Raw genomic sequence first — 16980 nt, 5'->3', positions numbered from 1 at the left:
ATTTTTGCTTCAATTTTGCCGATTATTTCATAAAAAACAACAAGACTGTGGCCTTTAAGGAATACAAAAATTTAGATTATGCTGCTGTAGCGGACGAGGTGCTAAATTTCTGGAAAGAGAACAATATTTTTGACAAGTCGATTTCCTCGCGTGAGGGGAATCCGACTTTCACATTTTTTGAAGGGCCACCTTCCGCTAACGGTACGCCGGGTATCCACCACGTGATGGCACGGACCATCAAAGACATCTTTTGCCGTTACCAAACCCTAAAAGGGAAACAGGTGAAACGCAAAGGTGGTTGGGACACGCACGGCTTGCCCGTCGAATTGCAGGTGGAGAAAGAATTAGGCATCACCAAAGAAGACATCGGTAAATCCATTTCCGTCGAAGAATACAACCAAAAATGCCGGGAGACCGTCATGAAATTCACGGATCAATGGAATGATTTAACCAATAAAATGGGTTATTGGGTAGATTTAGAGAATCCCTACGTAACCTACCAAACGCCCTACATCGAGAGTGTTTGGAACCTATTAAAGCGTCTGTACGACAAAGGCCTTTTGTACAAGGGCTATACGATTCAACCTTATTCGCCTGCGGCGGGTACGGGTTTATCGTCCCACGAATTAAACCAACCTGGTTGCTACCGGGATGTGAAAGATACTTCGCTAACCGCGCAATTTGAAGCGATTCAGAACGAAGCCTCAGCCTTCTTATTTGAGAAATCGGCCGGAGCGCCTGTATACTTATTAGCTTGGACGACGACGCCTTGGACTTTGCCGTCCAACTCAGCTTTGACGGCGGGTAAAAACATTGATTACGTTTTAGTTAAGACATTTAACCCTTACACCTATCTGCCGGTACATGTCGTGTTGGCAAAGGATTTGGTGAAAAATTATTTCCAAGCAGCGGCCGAAAATGGTGATTTTGAAGCCTATGTAGCCGCCGAGAAAAAACCGAACGCGATCCCTTATCAAATCGTAGCGACCTTCAAGGGTGCCGATATCGCGGGGATTGAATACAAACAATTGATGCCTTACGTCCAACCTAAAAGCCCTGCGTTCCGTGTGATTCTGGGTGATTTTGTGACGACGGAGGACGGTACGGGTATTGTTCATACGGCACCGACCTTCGGTGCGGACGACTTCCGTGTTGCCCAGCAAAACAACATCCCAGCTATTTTTGTCCAAGATGAAAATGGCAAAGATGTGCCTTTGGTGAATCGCCAAGGCTGTTTTGTGCAAGAGGTTACGGATTATGCGTTAGAGCCTGTGAAGGAAGCTTACTTGACCGATGAGGAGAAAGAAGCTGCTAAAATCAAACAAGGAAGAGATAAATATTTATCGGTCGACGAGCGTATTGCGATTCAGTTGAAGACCGAAAACAAGGCCTTCAATGTTCAGAAATTTGATCACCCTTACCCTCATTGCTGGCGTACGGATAAACCCGTTTTATACTATCCATTGGATTCTTGGTTTATCAAGACGACGGCTGTTAAGGATAAATTGATTGCTTTAAATAACACGATCAACTGGAAACCGGAGTCGACCGGAACCGGACGTTTCGGAAACTGGTTAGAGAATCTGGTGGATTGGAACCTATCTCGCTCCCGTTATTGGGGAACCCCATTGCCGATATGGCGGACGGAAGATGGTTCGGAAGAATTGTGTTTCGGATCTGTGGAGGACTTGGTGAAGGCGCTGCAAGATGCGATCGTATCCGGGAAATTAACAGGAGAACAACAAAAGGGTAATGAGGCGTTTATTGCTGCCGTGAAAGCGGGAGAGGCTGATTTGCATCGTCCCTATGTGGACAATATTTTTGTCCTAAGTGCCTCGGGTGTTGTGATGGCACGTGAGTCGGATTTGATCGACGTGTGGTTTGATTCAGGTGCGATGCCCTTTGCGCAATGGCATTACCCCTTTGAGAATCAAGAGATCTTTAAGCAATCCTATCCGGCGGATTTTATTTCGGAAGGGGTTGACCAAACACGCGGTTGGTTCTTTACACTTCATGCGATTTCGGCCATGGTGGAAGATTCCGTGGCGTTTAAAAATGTCGTGTCGACGGGTCTCGTATTGGATAAGAATGGAAACAAGATGTCCAAGCGTTTGGGCAATGCCATCGATCCATTTGATACGTTGTCGAAATACGGTGCTGATCCGACACGCTGGTACATGATTACGAATGCCCAACCTTGGGATAACTTGAAATTTGATTTGGCGGGAATTACCGAGGTGCGTAATAAGTTCTTTGGTACCTTGACCAATACCTATAATTTCTTTGCACTTTATGCGAATTTGGATGGCTTCACGCCGGATAATGGTGTTAATTCAGCGCATTTAACTGAGTTAGACCGTTGGATCTTATCCAAATTAACGAGTCTTGTGGCGGAGGTCGATGAGGCTTATGGCCAATATGAACCAACGAAGGCGGGACGTGCGGTGCAGGATTTTGTTTGTGATCATTTGTCCAACTGGTATGTTCGTTTGTCACGCCGACGTTTCTGGAATCCGGAGGATACAAATCAGGGCATTTCGGCGGATAAAGCAGCAGCTTATCAAACATTACACACTTGTTTAACGACGGTTGCTCAATTGATGTCGCCGATTGCGCCGTTCTATGGCGACTGGTTATACAAAAATTTGACGGGAGCGGAATCAGTTCATTTAACGGATTTTGTGAAGGTTAATGCGGCATGGCGAAATGAGGATTTGGAGGGTTCGATGGACATGGCACAACGCATTTGTTCTTTAGTTCACTCGATTCGTAAGGTGCATAAATTAAAAGTACGTCAGCCATTAGCGCAGGTATTAGTTCCCGTATTGCAGGAGTCGGTGCGTGAGCAGATTCGTAAGGTGGAGGATTTGATTAAGTCGGAGGTCAATGTAAAATTGGTCAATTACTTAGATGATGCATCTGGCGTATTGAGCAAAAAAGTAAAACCGAACTTCAAGGCCTTGGGTCCGAAATTTGGAAAAGACATGAAGGCCGTTGCCGAGGTAATTACGAACATGCAGTCGTCGGATTTAGCTCAAATTGAATCGGCAGGTTCGGCAAGTTTACAGGGTTTTGAGATTGCTTTGGGGGATATTGAGATAGTTACTGAGGATATGCCGGGTTATTTGACTGCTTCAGAAGCAGGATTGACAATTGCCTTGGATAATACCTTAACGCCAGAATTAATCCAAGAAGGAATGGCACGGGAGATTGTGAATCGGATTCAAAATCTGCGCAAGGATTCGGGATTTGATGTGGTCGATAAGATTGCGATCGTGGTGGAACAAGGTCCTGCGGCTTGGATGGAAAGTATTCAGGTGTTTGGTGCTTATATCCAGCAGGAGGTTCAAGCCTTGCGAATTTCGATTGAGCCAAGTTTATTAGGTGAAAAATCCGAGTTGGTGATGGACGATATTAGTTTATATGCGCAAATTCAGGTCGTAAACGAATAGCCAATGGTATTCAATTCCTTGCAATTTTTGGTGTTTTTTGGAATTGTTACCTCCGCCTATTTTTTATTGGCTCACCGTTTTCGTTGGATACTTTTGTTGGCGGCCTCTTGTTATTTTTACATGGCCTTCCAGCCTGTTTACCTGGGTATTTTAGGCTTTACGATAATCGTTGATTATTACGCAGGAATTTATTTGGAGAAATTTGAAGGCAGGTCAAAAAAGCTTTTTTTGGCGGCGAGTCTTTTGGCAAATATTGGCGTTTTAGCCTTTTTTAAATATTTCGGATTCTTTTCGGGGAATTTGACTGCTGTGGCTAATCTATTTGGCTATTCTTGGCACTTTCCCACTTTATCCATTTTACTTCCCATCGGTCTTTCGTTTCACACCTTTCAGGCGATGAGTTATACGATTGAGGTCTATCGGGGGCATCAAAAAGCGGAACGAAATTTTGGGATTTATTGTCTGTATGTGATGTTTTATCCCCAGCTTGTTGCGGGGCCGATTGAGCGTCCTCAAAACTTGATTCATCAATTTTATCGAGAGCATTTTTGGGATACTGCGCGCGTTCAAGCTGGTTTGTTTCAAATGCTGCAGGGCTTATTTAAAAAGGTGGTGATTGCTGATCGCTTAGCGATTTTGGTCGATTCCGTTTATGGCAGTCTTGCGATTCAATCGGGTCCCAATTTGATTTTGGCATCGGTGTTTTATTCCTTTCAGATTTACTGCGATTTTTCGGGATATTCGGATATGGCGATTGGCGCAGCGAAGGTGATGGGTTTTGATTTGATGACCAATTTTAATGCACCTTACATGGCGAAATCCATCCCGGATTTTTGGCGTCGGTGGCATATATCCCTATCGACATGGTTTAAGGATTATGTATACTTTTCGTTAGGAGGAAATCGGGTGTCGGTACCGCGTTGGTATTTGAACATCATGATTGTGTTTGTCATTTCTGGATTTTGGCATGGTGCAAGTTGGAACTTTGTAATCTGGGGAGCATTGCACGGGATATTCCAATTGCTCGGGTTAACGATCAGCCGCTATCTTCCAGCTCTTTCCCCCGAAAAGGCTAGAGGTATTTATTTGCGCTTATTGCAAATCTGGACGTTTGTATTGGTTAGTTTAGCTTGGGTCTTTTTTCGGATTCCATCCTTTTCGCAAATAAAAACTTATTTCACGCGTTTATTTCATTGGCAGTCAGATGCACCCTTGGGGATGCATTTTAATGAGGTGATTTTTTGTCTTGTCTTGATTGTCGGATTACAGATTTGGGACAAGGTACAGCCGAAGAAGTTAACAAATTTTTGGCTAATGATGCCCATGATTATCCTCCTCATTTATTTCTTGGGGGTGTTTAATTTGAAACAGTTTATCTATTTTCAGTTTTAATGAGAAAAGTATTTGCCTGTAGCGTGTTGCTTTTTTTCTTGGGGGTACTCGTATTGAGTAGCTCGGAGTCTGCGATGCGTTGGCTTTCTCATGCGCGGTACCAAGACGACGGATTGTTAGGTTCGGATAAATACCGATTTGGGGATTTGTATGGCTTGTCGTATTTACCTGCTTTCCGACTGGAAAAGGATTCGAGTTTGATTCGTCATCAAGTGGCTAACCAGGAAATTCGGGATATCGAGTTGACTATTTTGGGGGATAGTTACCTCTATAGTTATGTACAAATGGATACATCTAATTTTGCTCGGACAAAAAACGTTACTTTTCGGAAGTGGTCGGACAGCAATTTGGAACCCTTACGTGTTCGTCCCAATGCAACTAAAAAAGTGTTACTTGTTGAAACGGTCGAGCGAAATGCTTGGACGATATTCTCCTTGGAGCGTTTAAAGCCACAATTAGAACAGATTTCATCAGATAAACTCTGGTACACTTCATTTAACGATTATCTTTTTGAGCATATCTATCATCCTCAATTGGAGCAAAACTTAGATTTTACGCTTTTCAATTTGCAATTATTTAGTCCATTGAAATCCTTAAAATCAAGCATCCATTCGAAGGTGTTTAATCGTTCCCCGACGGATGTAACGGTCTCGAAAAATGGGGAGTTTCTATACATGCGTGAGACAGTGGATTCCTCACAGCGTTCGAGTTCCTTTTATCCCATATCGAATAATGAGCTCCACGAATTAGGAAATCGAATCGTGGAAATGAATCAATATGCCAAAACGAAAGGTTTTGACGAAGTGATTTTTGTTATCATTCCGAACCCCGTTGTTTTTACCCGTACCGAGTCGAAAGTAAGTAATCAATTGGTGCCCAAATTGCATTTGGAATTAGGGGATAAAGTTCGCTTTGTGGATCCGACCATCCCGCTGAAGGAGGGGGGTAAAAATTATTTTTTCAAATCGGATTCCCACTGGAATCAAAAAGGGGCCCGCGCTTGGTTGGCTCAATTTAATCAATATTTGCTCACACTATAAATCATGCGCGCTAACCGCTGGTGTCTAATACTTCGTGTTTGCTTGCTGTTTGGCATGCTTTTGGCTGCTTTGCATGGGAATGCGCAGAGTCGACGAATCCTGCAATCCAAGTCGGCGCAAGAAGCCCTCTTCCAAGAAGGCATGCGTCACTACATGAAGGAGGATTATGCGGAGGCGATCATGGTCTGGGAGAGTTTGTCGGCTGTTCTTCCACAAGAACCTTCCTTGGCTTTTTATTTAGCCAAGTCTTATTTGTCGGAGAAAAATAAGAGCCGAACCTTAAGTTATGCGCGCAAGGCACATGAATTATCACCTTTTTCGCTTGATTATGGCTTGTTTTATGCGGAGCAATTATTGGCCGACCGGCAGGTTTCGGAGGCGATTGCCTGTTTAACGAAATTGAGTCAATATGACGAAGGGCATCCGGAGGTTAATTTACTGTTGGCTCAAGCCTATCTGTGGTCGGAGCAGGGGGATCCTGCCTTGGAAGCGCTGGATCGAGCGGATCATTACATGGGTGAATATCCGGCAATTATTCGAACCAAGGCATTTATTTATTTGAAGCAAAAGCAATTGATTAAGGCCCTGCAAGCGGGTATGCGATTGGTCGAATTGGATGATGAAGAGTTGATGCTTTCTTGGGAGCAGATGGATGTGGCGTGGGAGCTAAGTCAATCGGATTCGGTAAAGGCAGATTTAATACGTATGCAGCGGAAGAATCCTGAGCAAGGTCAATTGGCATTGCTTTTAACCAATGTTTACCTGCATCAAAAGAACTTTGATTCGACACTTGTTCAATTACGTTTGGCCGCGGCTGATCATGAGGTATTGCCATCGATGGTGGCACAAGTGACGATGAAGGTTTTTGAGCAGATTGATGATCCCATGAAATGGGAGTTGGCCAACCAACTCGCTGGACACTGGTTAACTGTTTATCCGAATGAGCCCCGCTTTTTAGCGATCCAAGGAGATTTATATGTCAGTGCATCTAAAATTGAACAGGGACAACGATTTTATCTGCAGGCTGCCCGGATGGGGGACCCGAAGTATGAAGTTTGGTCGCGGATTATTCAATTGGACTTTGAGATAAACGCGATCGATAGTGCGCTTGTTCATACGGCGGAGGCTTTGAAATATTTCCCTGGGCAAGGTTTTTTGAATTTTCAGATGGGATTTGCCAGCTATTTGAAAGGGGAAATTGTGCAATCGATTCGCTACATGGAAATTGCGAAGGGCATCATCAAGCCCTCGGAAAATTGGAACACACAATTGTATTCCATTATGGGAGATGTCTATCATGCGTTAAATCGGCATCGAGAATCAGATGCCGCGTTTGAACAAGTATTGTTGTTGAATCCCAATGACGAACATGTTTTAAACAATTACAGTTATTATTTGTCTTTGCGGAAGGAGCAATTGGAGAAGGCTGCTCGGATGTCGAAGAGATTGGTGGAGGCTTTGCCGAAGGAGTCAACGTATTTAGATACCTATGCCTGGGTATTGTATCAGCAGGGTAATTATCAAGAAGCTTTACGTTATTTGGAGATGGCGATTGAGGAGGGGAAATCACCGAGTTCTGCGATTTGGGAGCATTATGGGGATGCGCTCTATCGTTTAGGTCGATTGGATGAGGCCATAAAAAGTTGGAAAAAGGCCAAGGATTTACCAAATGCAGATCAAAACCTGGATAAAAAGATTAAGATGAAGCGAATTGTCGAAAATTGAGATAATTTTGCATATTCATAAAGCAATGGTGCGACTAATTTGTTTTTTCTTGGGTTTAGTGGGTTTCCTGTCCTGTAGGTCAGCTGTAAGTCCGGCACCTCCCGTGGCATCCGTACTCACAGATACGATAAAAACGGCGGTTTTGGTGGATACAATTGCTAAAATTGTACCTGATGAACGCCCGAATGAGCTCGATTCCAAGGAGTCAGCGGATGAGTTGGCGTTTAGTTATTTGAAAGCAAAATCGCGCGTGGCATGGAAATCGGGCAATAATATAGACAATTATTCCGTTGACATTCGCGTTAAGAAGGATAGTTTAATTTGGGTAACGATTTCCCAGGCTGGATTGGCGGGCGCAACGGGTTTATTTACGCAGAATCGGATTCAATTCTATCAAAAAATTAGTGGGGAATATTATGATTTGACCTATGATAGTTTGAGTACGATGATGGGTTTTCGAATTGATTATCGGGTTTTGCAATCATTGATTGTAGGGAATCAGCCATTTAAGAAGAATAATTCTCGGGTGATTCGAGAGAATGAAAACATAATCATTAAACAGGATTCAGGGCGGATCAAGATTGATAATATGGTCGGGCCGAATCGAAAATTGAAGAAGTTATTGGTTCGTGATGAGCCATCGAGTAATAAATTGACATTGGATTTTGAGGAGTTTACCAATTTGAATCAAGTGATTTTCCCGTTCTCTAGCCAAATTACGCTGGACGTTAAAAACAAAGAGGATAAAAGGGTAACCACGGTCATTCAAATTAAGTATTCCAAGGTGGAGCTTTTAGATACCCCGCTCGAATTTCCTTTTCGTATCCCCGCTAAATTTTTGAAAAAGTAATGCGTTATCTAGTTGTATTTATAGTTTTGTTTTGTTCGATTTCGGCTTGGGGACAGGTAGATAAGAAAACCCAGTTGGAGCAACAGAAGAAGGAAAATTTGGCCAAAATTAAGGAGTTGAATTCCATCATCTCGCGGACGTCCAAGAAGAAGAATGCGTCGATTGGGAAGTTAAATGTCTTGAAGGAGCAGATTGTTGTTCAAAAAAAGCAGATTAATGTCCTAAATGAAAATCAGGAATTATTAGCAGCGGAAGCGAGTAAATTGAAGCAAGAGAGTGATGTGCTCGCGGCGAAACTAGAACGATTAAAGAAGAATTATGCCTTGATGTTGTATGAGGCGCAGAAAGTATCAACGGTTTCGAATAAAATCAGCTTCTTGTTGTTGTCGCAGGACATTGGCGAATTTACACGTCGTTTTGATTATTTACGTCAGTTTACATCGAATCGTAAGGAGCAGGCCCATAAGATATTCGAGACGCGTCAGGATTTGATGACGAAGAAGCAGCAGGTGGAGTTCAAGAAGAATGAGGAGAAGAAGGTCTTGGTAGAGAAGGAAAAAGAAAAGGCCAATTTGGAAGTTCTCAAGTCGAAGGAAAATAAGGTCGTAACTGTTTTAACTCAACAGGAAAAGAAATTAAAGACAGAATTAGAGCGAAAGAAATTGGCGATTAAAAAATTGGATAATTTGATTGCGGGGATCGTTCAGCGGGAAATTCAAAAGTCGATGGAGCGAGAGCGTAAGTTGCGGATGGCTGCGCAAGCACGCAAGTTGGAGGTTAATAAACCTGCTCTTCCTAAACCTAAATTGGAAGAAGGTATCGTGAAGCGAAGTGAGAAGCCGAGTTCAATTGAAAGCAAAGAGGAGGCTAAGGAGGAGGCTCGCGTGGAAAAGAAGGACGCAAATCCTGTTAAAAATGTGGAGGAGCCAGCCCTTAAATCGAATACCTACTACATGAATGCGGAGGAGGCGAAACTTGCGAGTTCGTTCTCTGCATTGAAAGGAAGAATGCCTTTTCCGGTGCCCTCTGGATTCATTTCGGATCATTTTGGCGTGCACAAACACCCTGTGTTAAAAGGGGTGATGGTCAATAATAATGGAATCGATATTCAGACTTCGGCGGGCTCGCCCGTTCATACGGTGTATGACGGCGTTGTCGCGACGGTGCAGAATATTCCAGGTATTAATATGGTGGTGGCGATTCAGCATGGAGAATATTTTACGGTTTACAGTAAGCTTGCCAATGTTTCTGTGAGCGCGGGCCAGAAGATAAAGACGGGTCAACGGATTGGATCGGTCGCATCGGATGAGGATGGCACTTCCGAAATTAATTTCCAGGTTTGGAAAAATACGCAACACCAGAATCCTGAGAGCTGGTTACGTCGTTAGATTTTATACAGGATACGCAGACTGATGTTGCGACCTTGGTCATCTGTATAATACCTGAACCGATTTAGATAATCACGGTAGGCTGTGTTCAGGGCATTGCTGATTCGTATCCCGAAATCAAATTTCTTCAAATTTATTCCCCAGTTGGCATGTACAAGGACATATCCATTCGGAGGTTCTGCGTAATCCGAGCCAGGCTCTACACGATTTTGTCGACTCACCTGGACTAAGCCAATATTTACATATTGTTTTTCTTGCATCCATCGGTAGGTAACATTGTACTCAAAACGGTTTGCCGGAATGTTAACTAGGTAAGAAAAGTTTTGTGAGGTGTTAAATGCTTGAACGATGCTTGTTTTTTGTTGGAGGGCTAAATGAGGGGTAATTTGGTAATTAACCTGCGCATCGATTCCCTGAAAAATGGCATTCAATTGTTCATAGGAGAATCCCGGAAAGGCCCCACGAACGGTGGTAAAATAAACGGCTTTCCCTTGGTTAACCATGGGGCGTAGGTAGATGAAGTTATTAATGTAATTGTGGAATAGTCCCAATTCGATTTGTAAATTTTTGGGTGCGAACAGCGTATTCAAACTGAAGTTATAGGCCGTTTCACCTTTTAATGTAGGGTCGCCTATTTCAAAGGCGGCTGCACCATGGTGAACGCCATAGGAATAAAGTTCATTGACACCGGGAGCTCGAAATGCTCGGGCAACGATCAGGTGGTTTTCCAGTTTTTCGGTCCAGTGGTACTTTAGGCCAATACTGCCCGATAGGCCGAGGTAGCGATCTAAGTCCCTAAATATCGTATTGGAATAACTTGTTCTTGGACGATGTACCTCGATGGTTTTTTCATCGAGTCGGGCACCAATTTCCAATTCATATTTTTCTTTAACAAGCCGTTCGATAGCAAAAATCCCCACGCTATTTTGGAAGTAATTGGGGAGGAGGCTAGAGGTTAAGATGGGCCGCTTGACTTCTCTGCCGGATGTGATGTTTCCTTGAAATTGAAAGTTTATGCCCACTTGCCCCTTCCAGTTTTTTGCGGTGTTGGCTTCATCAAAAAGAATTTCCCCATTGAAAGTTTGCATCAGGAAGCGGAGGGTATTGATGCTTCTTCCTGCACGAAGGACATCTAATTCGAGTCTTTCATCATTTTGTCCGGCGAAGGTGGAACGGATGGCACTTCCATTGTTTAATTGGTATTGTAGTTTGAATTTAGCAAGGGAATGTAGAACATCTTGGTTGGGACGTTCAATTTTGCGCGTAAATTTTGTGGGAGTAAATATGGGCAAAGGTCTCGAACGTTCGATGGACCGTTCAAGATCGTTGATGTTTCCAATGTGCGAACCCGCAAATATGCCAATGACCGAATGAAAATGGCTGAAAAAGATATCGCTGGTCCATTTCGTATTCTTGAATCCTAGGGCTGCCGAAAAATTTTGTTCTTCAACACCCGTATTGGCTAAATAATAATTGGCTGTCCGAATGTTTCCTCCATCTTTTAAAGTACCCTGAACGCGCCATCCCCATCCTTTTGCTTGGCCGAAACCACCTTGTACACTACCTGATAAAACGCCTTGTCGGCCATTTGTAAAATAAATCGATTGCATTTCCGCCTTAATTCCCGCGGTATCCGGAAGGGCATCGGGTTCCATCATCACGATACCCCCGATGGCATCTCCTCCATAGCGTAGTCCCCCGGGGCCTTTGATGACTTGAATGTTTTTAGATACGAAGGGGTCGATTTCTGGGGCATGTTCGCTTCCCCATTGTTGTCCCTCTTGTCGGACGCCTTGATTCAAAATGATAATTCGGGAGGAGTGCATTCCGTGGATCACGGGCTTGGAAATCGTGCTTCCGGTTTGAAGGCTTTGAACCCCGCTAATGCCTTTGAGCATTTCGCCCAGTCCTAAACCATCACGTTCTGCGCGTTCATCTTTACTCAGCCGACCGCGAAGTTGGGCCCCAGTATCCGATTTCTTTCCGCTGACAATAACCTCCTGTAAATGTTCTTCGTGACTACTTAGGCTGAAATTTTCCTTGTGTTCGATTTCGTCTTTGATGGAAATGGGGATTTCAACTGGGTCAAAACTGCTCATTTGACAGACTAAGGTATAATTTCCCGGGCAGAGTGCTGAAATTCGAAAGAAGCCTTTGGCGTCGGATTGAGCAAATTTATTCGTTCCTTTTATGTAAATGTAGGCGCCGGGTATCAATTCTTTTGATTCTTTGGAGCTCACATTTCCCTCCAAGGTACAAGTACATGGCGCAGATGTTTGACTCCAGAGGGGGAATGTTAAACAGTTAACAAAAATTAAGAATAATATTTTTCGCGTCATTCGAGCTCTAACAGACTCCTAATATAAGCCCATTTGGCTTTATTTCGATGCTTTATTGACAAATTCGGGAATCCCGCTGATGAACGCCTTTGTCCCGTCGACAAAATTTTGTTTAATATTTTTTGAAATTTGTTAAACAATTGTTTGTTTTGTTTAATCTTTTGGTAAATTTGTTAAACACAACAAACAAGACGAATCATGACAGCTTTAGAGTTTTCATATCAGGTAGGTACATTTTCAAAGTTTTTGAAACCATTTGCGCTGCGTTTAACGCGCGATGGAGATGATGCCAACGATTTAGTTCAAGACACTTTGGTGAAGGCATTTACGAATCGTGATAAGTATTCGGATGGCACTAACTTGAAGGCGTGGTTGTTTACGATCATGAAGAACACCTTCATTACTCAATACCAACGGATGGTTCGTCGGAACACGTTCATTGATACAACAGATAATTTACACTACATCAACTCAACAGATTCAATTCAATTAAATGGGGCGGAACGTTCTTTTATGAATGAGGACATTGCATTGGCATTACGTCATACGGAAGAAATGTACCGCATTCCATTTTTAATGTATTTCGAAGGATTTAAGTATCACGAGATTGCAGAAGAATTGGATCTACCTATTGGAACGGTTAAAAACCGGATACACATTGCGCGTAAGACGCTTAAGAGTCATTTAAGCATGTACGCCTAAAGACACAGTTAGAAATAATTGTAATAATTAGTTTTTTGGTTAACAGAAGATGAAGTAAAAAGTCAGATTTTATCTGACTTTTTCTTTTGGTAAAAGCTTAGCGGAATTTCTTATATTTGTTTAGCATGAAAAAGAAAAAAGTCATTGTTATCGGTGCCGGTTTCTCGGGTTTATCCACCGCTACTGAGCTCGCCTCAAAAGGTTATGAGGTTGAGATTTTTGAGAAGAATGAGCAGGCCGGTGGTCGCGCGCGCGTTTTTCAAGAAAAGGGTTTCACCTTTGATATGGGGCCAAGCTGGTATTGGATGCCTGATATTTTTGATCAATATTTCGAACGTTTCGGGAAAAAGACATCCGATTATTATACCTTAAAGCGCCTAGATCCATCCTATTCGGTGATTTTGTCGGATCAAGAGGTGGTTGATATGCCGGCGGATTATCAGCAATTACGCAGTTTATTTGAATCCATTGAGCCCGGGGCGGCGAATGCCTTAGACCGCTTTTTGGAACAAGCTGCCTATAAATATAAAGTCGGAATTCAGGAATTTGTCTGGAAACCTTCCACCAGCATCACCGAATTTTTAAGTCTTCGCTTATTGGTCGATGCCATTCGAATGGACGTCTTCCAGTCTTTTTACACCCACGTTCGTAAGTATTTTAAATCGAGTACTTTATTAAAATTGATGGAATTTCCCATCCTTTTTTTAGGTGCTATTTCACAAAATACACCTGCGATGTACAGTCTCATGAACTTTGCTGAGATCAAGTTGGGTACTTGGTATCCAATGGGCGGAATGCACATGATTGTGAAAGGGATGGTCGAGTTGGCGAAAAGTAAGGGTGTTCAAATTCGATTAAATACGCAGGTGACTGGATTTTCCATTGTTGGGGGGGAGGTCAAAGGTGTAAAAACGGAAAATGGAGTTTTCGAAGCGGATGCTGTAGTGGCGAGTGCCGACTACCATCATGTGGAGACGTTGTTAGGCGAAGCGCATCGAAATTACGATGAGAACTATTGGGATAAACGCGTTATGGCGCCATCTTCTTTGTTATTTTACCTGGGAATTAACAAACGATTGCCGCGCTTAAAGCATCATAATTTGTTCTTCGATCGTGATTTTTCGGTGCATTCACATGAAATTTATACCGATCCAGCATGGCCATCGGATCCACTCTTTTATGCGTCGGCACCTTCCGTGACTGACCCGAGCGTGGCTCCTGAGGGTAGTGAGAATATATTCTTGTTGATTCCTGTGGCACCGGATTTAGTAGATACCGAAGAAATGCGCGAGAAATATTTCGATCAATTAATGGATCGTCTGGAAGCTTATTGTGGTGTTTCAATCCGGGATTCCATCGTGTTTAAGCGTTCCTATGCTCACCAAGATTTCAAGCAGGATTACCATGCCTTCAAAGGGAATGCCTATGGTTTGGCGAACACCTTAATGCAAACTGCATTTTTGAAACCAAGTCTGAAGAATAAGAAGCTTGGGAATATGTTTTACACGGGACAATTGACAGTTCCCGGTCCAGGCGTACCGCCGTCCCTAATTTCAGGAATCGTGGTAGCCAAGGAAGTCGATCAATTATTGAAAGGTTAGTACGATGGATTTATATTTACAGGTTTCCTTGGATGCGAGTAAGCGTTTGACTCAGGCCTATTCTACTTCATTCTCGTCGGGAATTCGGACTTTGGACAAGAGTTACCACGAGGCGATTTACGCCGTTTATGGTTTTGTTCGCTTGGCGGATGAGATTGTGGATACTTTTTATGAACAGGATCAGGCCGATTTGCTTACTCGTTTTCGTCAGGATACCTACCGTGCCATCGAGGAAAAAATCAGCTTAAATCCCATCTTGCATTCCTTTCAATGGGCGGTCAATAAATTCCACATGGAAAGGGACTTAATTGATGCCTTTTTGTATTCCATGGAAATGGATTTAACAGATCGTGTGTACGATCAGGCTACCTATAAACAATACATTTACGGTTCCGCTGAGGTGGTTGGCTTGATGTGTTTACGCGTATTTTGTGCCGGAGATTTGGCGGAATATGAACGTTTGAAACCAGATGCCTGTGCACTCGGTTCAGCGTTTCAAAAGATCAATTTTTTACGGGATATCAAGTCGGATTTCGAGGATCGTGGTCGGGTATATTTTCCGGGTATTGATTACAACAACTTTACGGAAAGTGAAAAGAAAGAAATAGAGGCCGACATCCAAGCCGATTTTGATGCGGGATTACGAGGTATCGAAAATTTGCCAAAAACGGCTCGAAAAGGCGTTTTGTTAGCCTATGAATACTACATTCGCTTGTTCGAAAAAATCAAGCTCGTCCCCGTTGAACGATTAAAATCGGAACGTATTCGCGTGCCGGATTGGGAGAAGTTATTGATCTATTTACGCGTCTAACATGGAGTTTTGGACATTGCTAATTTTGTTGGGTGGCATGGCATTCTTATATGCCTCCGTCGGCCATGGAGGAGCATCCGGTTATTTGGCAGTCTTAGCCATCTTTGCTGTAGCACCGGCCGTCATGAAACAAACAGCACTCGTGCTTAATTTAGGGGTTTCCTTATTGGCCTTTTATCAATTTTACCGCCAGAAATACTTTCGATTCGAACTCTTTTGGCCCTTTGCCCTGACCTCGGTTCCGATGTCCTACTTGGGAGCTCAATTTGTGTTGAGCGACGCGAACTACAAACGAATTTTAGGGATTTGTCTCGTGATAGCCATTGTACGTATGCTCGCAACATTCAAATCAGATGAGCAGCGTTCCGTTTCCTTGCCTTTGGCGCTTATCTTCGGTGCTGTGATTGGTTTGTTTTCAGGAATGATTGGCATAGGCGGAGGGATTTTATTGAGCCCCATTTTATTACTCATGCGTTGGGCGAGTCTCAAGGAAGCGGCGGCGATTTCAGCGCTATTTATTTTTGTGAATTCGGTGGCGGGCTTATTTGGTTTGAAGAATGGAATTCATGTGGACCAAACACTTGTTTTCTGGATTACAAGTGCCTTGGTGGGTGGCATGTTTGGAGCCCGTTGGGGAGCTCAAATTGCCTCCAATAAAGTGGTGAAATGGGTGTTGGCTTTGGTATTATTGATTGCATCGGTTAAACTTTGGTTTGTATAATATGGTAGAAATAAATCAAAATCAGGATACGGGTTTTGGCGATAAGGCCTCTGAAATGGGTGGACGTATGGTGAACCGAGATGGTTCCTTTAACATCCAACGATTAGGTATTTCATTTCGCGACCGTGTGAGTAGTTATCACAGCATGTTGACGATGCCGCGTTGGCGATTTTTGCTGGTCATCTTCATCGCTTATTTTTTAATTAATTCATTTTTTACGCTCTTGTATTGGTTGGCCGGGCCAACAGGTTTAGAGGGAGTCGATTCGCCCCAAGGTTTTGAGCACATCAAAGAATTATTCTTTTTTAGTACGCAGACATTTACGACAGTAGGATACGGTCGGGTAAATCCAGTAGGGGAGTTGACCAATTGGATAGCTGCCATTGAATCGCTGATTGGTTTCTTGTCTTTTGCCATCGCTGCCGGTTTGTTGTATGGTCGCTTTTCTAGACCAAGGTCCTTTGTGCGCTTTTCAGAAAAAATGCTCGTGGCTAATTACCGTGGCGGAAAGGCGTTGATGTTTCGACTCGTTGGCTACAAAGATGATCACTTATTAACGAACGCAGAAGTAAAAGTCAGTACGCGTTTGTTTAGTCCGAATGGGACCTATCAGTTTTATAATTTGGATTTGGAGCGAACGCATGTTGATAGCTTGGTATTAAATTGGACAGTTGTTCATCCCATTGATGAAAATAGCCCGTTTTATGGCTTGACAGAAAATGAAATAAAAGCCTTGCAACCGGAGGTCAGCGCGTTGCTGATCGGTTTCGATGAGGTATATTCTTCCACGGTCATGGCGCGAAATTCTTATGCGCTTACCGACTTGGTTTTCGGTTACCGTTTTATTCCAATGTACTTTAGAGGAAAATCGAATACGAAGCTCGATTTAAGTTTATTGAATAGTATAGAAGCTGAATGAAAAAAAGCTCAAATACATCGCGTATTTGAGCTTTTTGATT

General features: G+C 43.1%; 12 protein-coding genes. 11 read left to right on the top strand and 1 reads right to left on the bottom strand.

Translation table 11 applies throughout. The features are described 5' to 3' along the window. Window positions 1–47: 47 nt before the first annotated feature. The 6 genes from ileS to ACMH5P_RS11445 are packed head-to-tail and all read left to right on the top strand — an operon-like array spanning window position 48 to window position 9847. Window positions 48–3452, top strand: a complete 3405-nt coding sequence (gene ileS / locus ACMH5P_RS11470) for an isoleucine--tRNA ligase (protein WP_459494510.1) — start codon at window positions 48–50, stop codon at window positions 3450–3452. A 3-nt stretch (window positions 3453–3455) separates the two neighbouring features. Then, complete coding sequence (locus ACMH5P_RS11465; RefSeq protein WP_459494509.1) at window positions 3456–4844, top strand: MBOAT family O-acyltransferase; 1389 nt, start codon at window positions 3456–3458, stop codon at window positions 4842–4844. Further along, window positions 4844–5884 carry a hypothetical protein gene (locus ACMH5P_RS11460; RefSeq protein ID WP_459494508.1) on the top strand — a complete coding sequence of 347 codons (1041 nt, stop codon included), beginning with the start codon at window positions 4844–4846 and terminating at the stop codon, window positions 5882–5884. Before ACMH5P_RS11465 ends, ACMH5P_RS11460 begins: the two co-directional genes overlap by 1 nt. A 3-nt stretch (window positions 5885–5887) precedes the next feature. Further along, window positions 5888–7609 carry a tetratricopeptide repeat protein gene (locus tag ACMH5P_RS11455; protein ID WP_459494507.1) on the top strand — a complete coding sequence of 574 codons (1722 nt, stop codon included), beginning with the start codon at window positions 5888–5890 and terminating at the stop codon, window positions 7607–7609. Between the two features lie 25 nt (window positions 7610–7634). Continuing rightward, window positions 7635–8459 carry a DUF4292 domain-containing protein gene (locus ACMH5P_RS11450; protein WP_459494506.1) on the top strand — a complete coding sequence of 275 codons (825 nt, stop codon included), beginning with the start codon at window positions 7635–7637 and terminating at the stop codon, window positions 8457–8459. Then, window positions 8459–9847: a murein hydrolase activator EnvC family protein gene (locus ACMH5P_RS11445; protein WP_459494505.1), complete on the top strand. Its 1389-nt coding sequence runs from the start codon at window positions 8459–8461 to the stop codon at window positions 9845–9847. The genes ACMH5P_RS11450 and ACMH5P_RS11445 overlap by 1 nt, the downstream gene beginning before the upstream one ends. On the opposite strand, the gene ACMH5P_RS11440 is transcribed toward ACMH5P_RS11445, so the two are convergent. After that, window positions 9844–12186, bottom strand: coding sequence for a TonB-dependent receptor (locus tag ACMH5P_RS11440; protein WP_459494504.1), 2343 nt, complete (start codon window positions 12184–12186; stop codon window positions 9844–9846). The genes ACMH5P_RS11445 and ACMH5P_RS11440 overlap by 4 nt on opposite strands. A 198-nt stretch (window positions 12187–12384) precedes the next feature. Between ACMH5P_RS11440 and ACMH5P_RS11435 the strand changes: the two genes are divergently transcribed. The 5 genes from ACMH5P_RS11435 to ACMH5P_RS11415 all read left to right on the top strand — a co-directional run bounded on the left by ACMH5P_RS11435 (window position 12385) and on the right by ACMH5P_RS11415 (window position 16940). After that, entirely contained in the window at window positions 12385–12888 is a 504-nt protein-coding gene (locus ACMH5P_RS11435; protein WP_459494503.1) for an RNA polymerase sigma factor, read from the top strand. A 125-nt stretch (window positions 12889–13013) separates the two neighbouring features. Further along, a complete protein-coding gene (locus ACMH5P_RS11430) occupies window positions 13014–14489 on the top strand; it encodes a phytoene desaturase family protein (protein ID WP_459494502.1) in 1476 nt (491 codons plus the stop codon). Window positions 14490–14493: 4 nt separating this feature from the next. Further along, window positions 14494–15300, top strand: a complete 807-nt coding sequence (locus ACMH5P_RS11425; protein ID WP_459494501.1) for a phytoene/squalene synthase family protein — start codon at window positions 14494–14496, stop codon at window positions 15298–15300. A 1-nt stretch (window position 15301) separates the two neighbouring features. Then, window positions 15302–16021, top strand: coding sequence for a sulfite exporter TauE/SafE family protein (locus ACMH5P_RS11420; protein WP_459494500.1), 720 nt, complete (start codon window positions 15302–15304; stop codon window positions 16019–16021). Between the two features lies 1 nt (window position 16022). After that, window positions 16023–16940, top strand: coding sequence for an ion channel (locus ACMH5P_RS11415; RefSeq protein ID WP_459494499.1), 918 nt, complete (start codon window positions 16023–16025; stop codon window positions 16938–16940). Window positions 16941–16980: the final 40 nt, after the last annotated feature.

The organism is Aquirufa sp. 5-AUSEE-100C1 (genome assembly GCF_054558655.1).
Note: the sequence above shows the minus strand (reverse complement) of the source record. Positions and strands in the feature narration are given on the sequence as shown.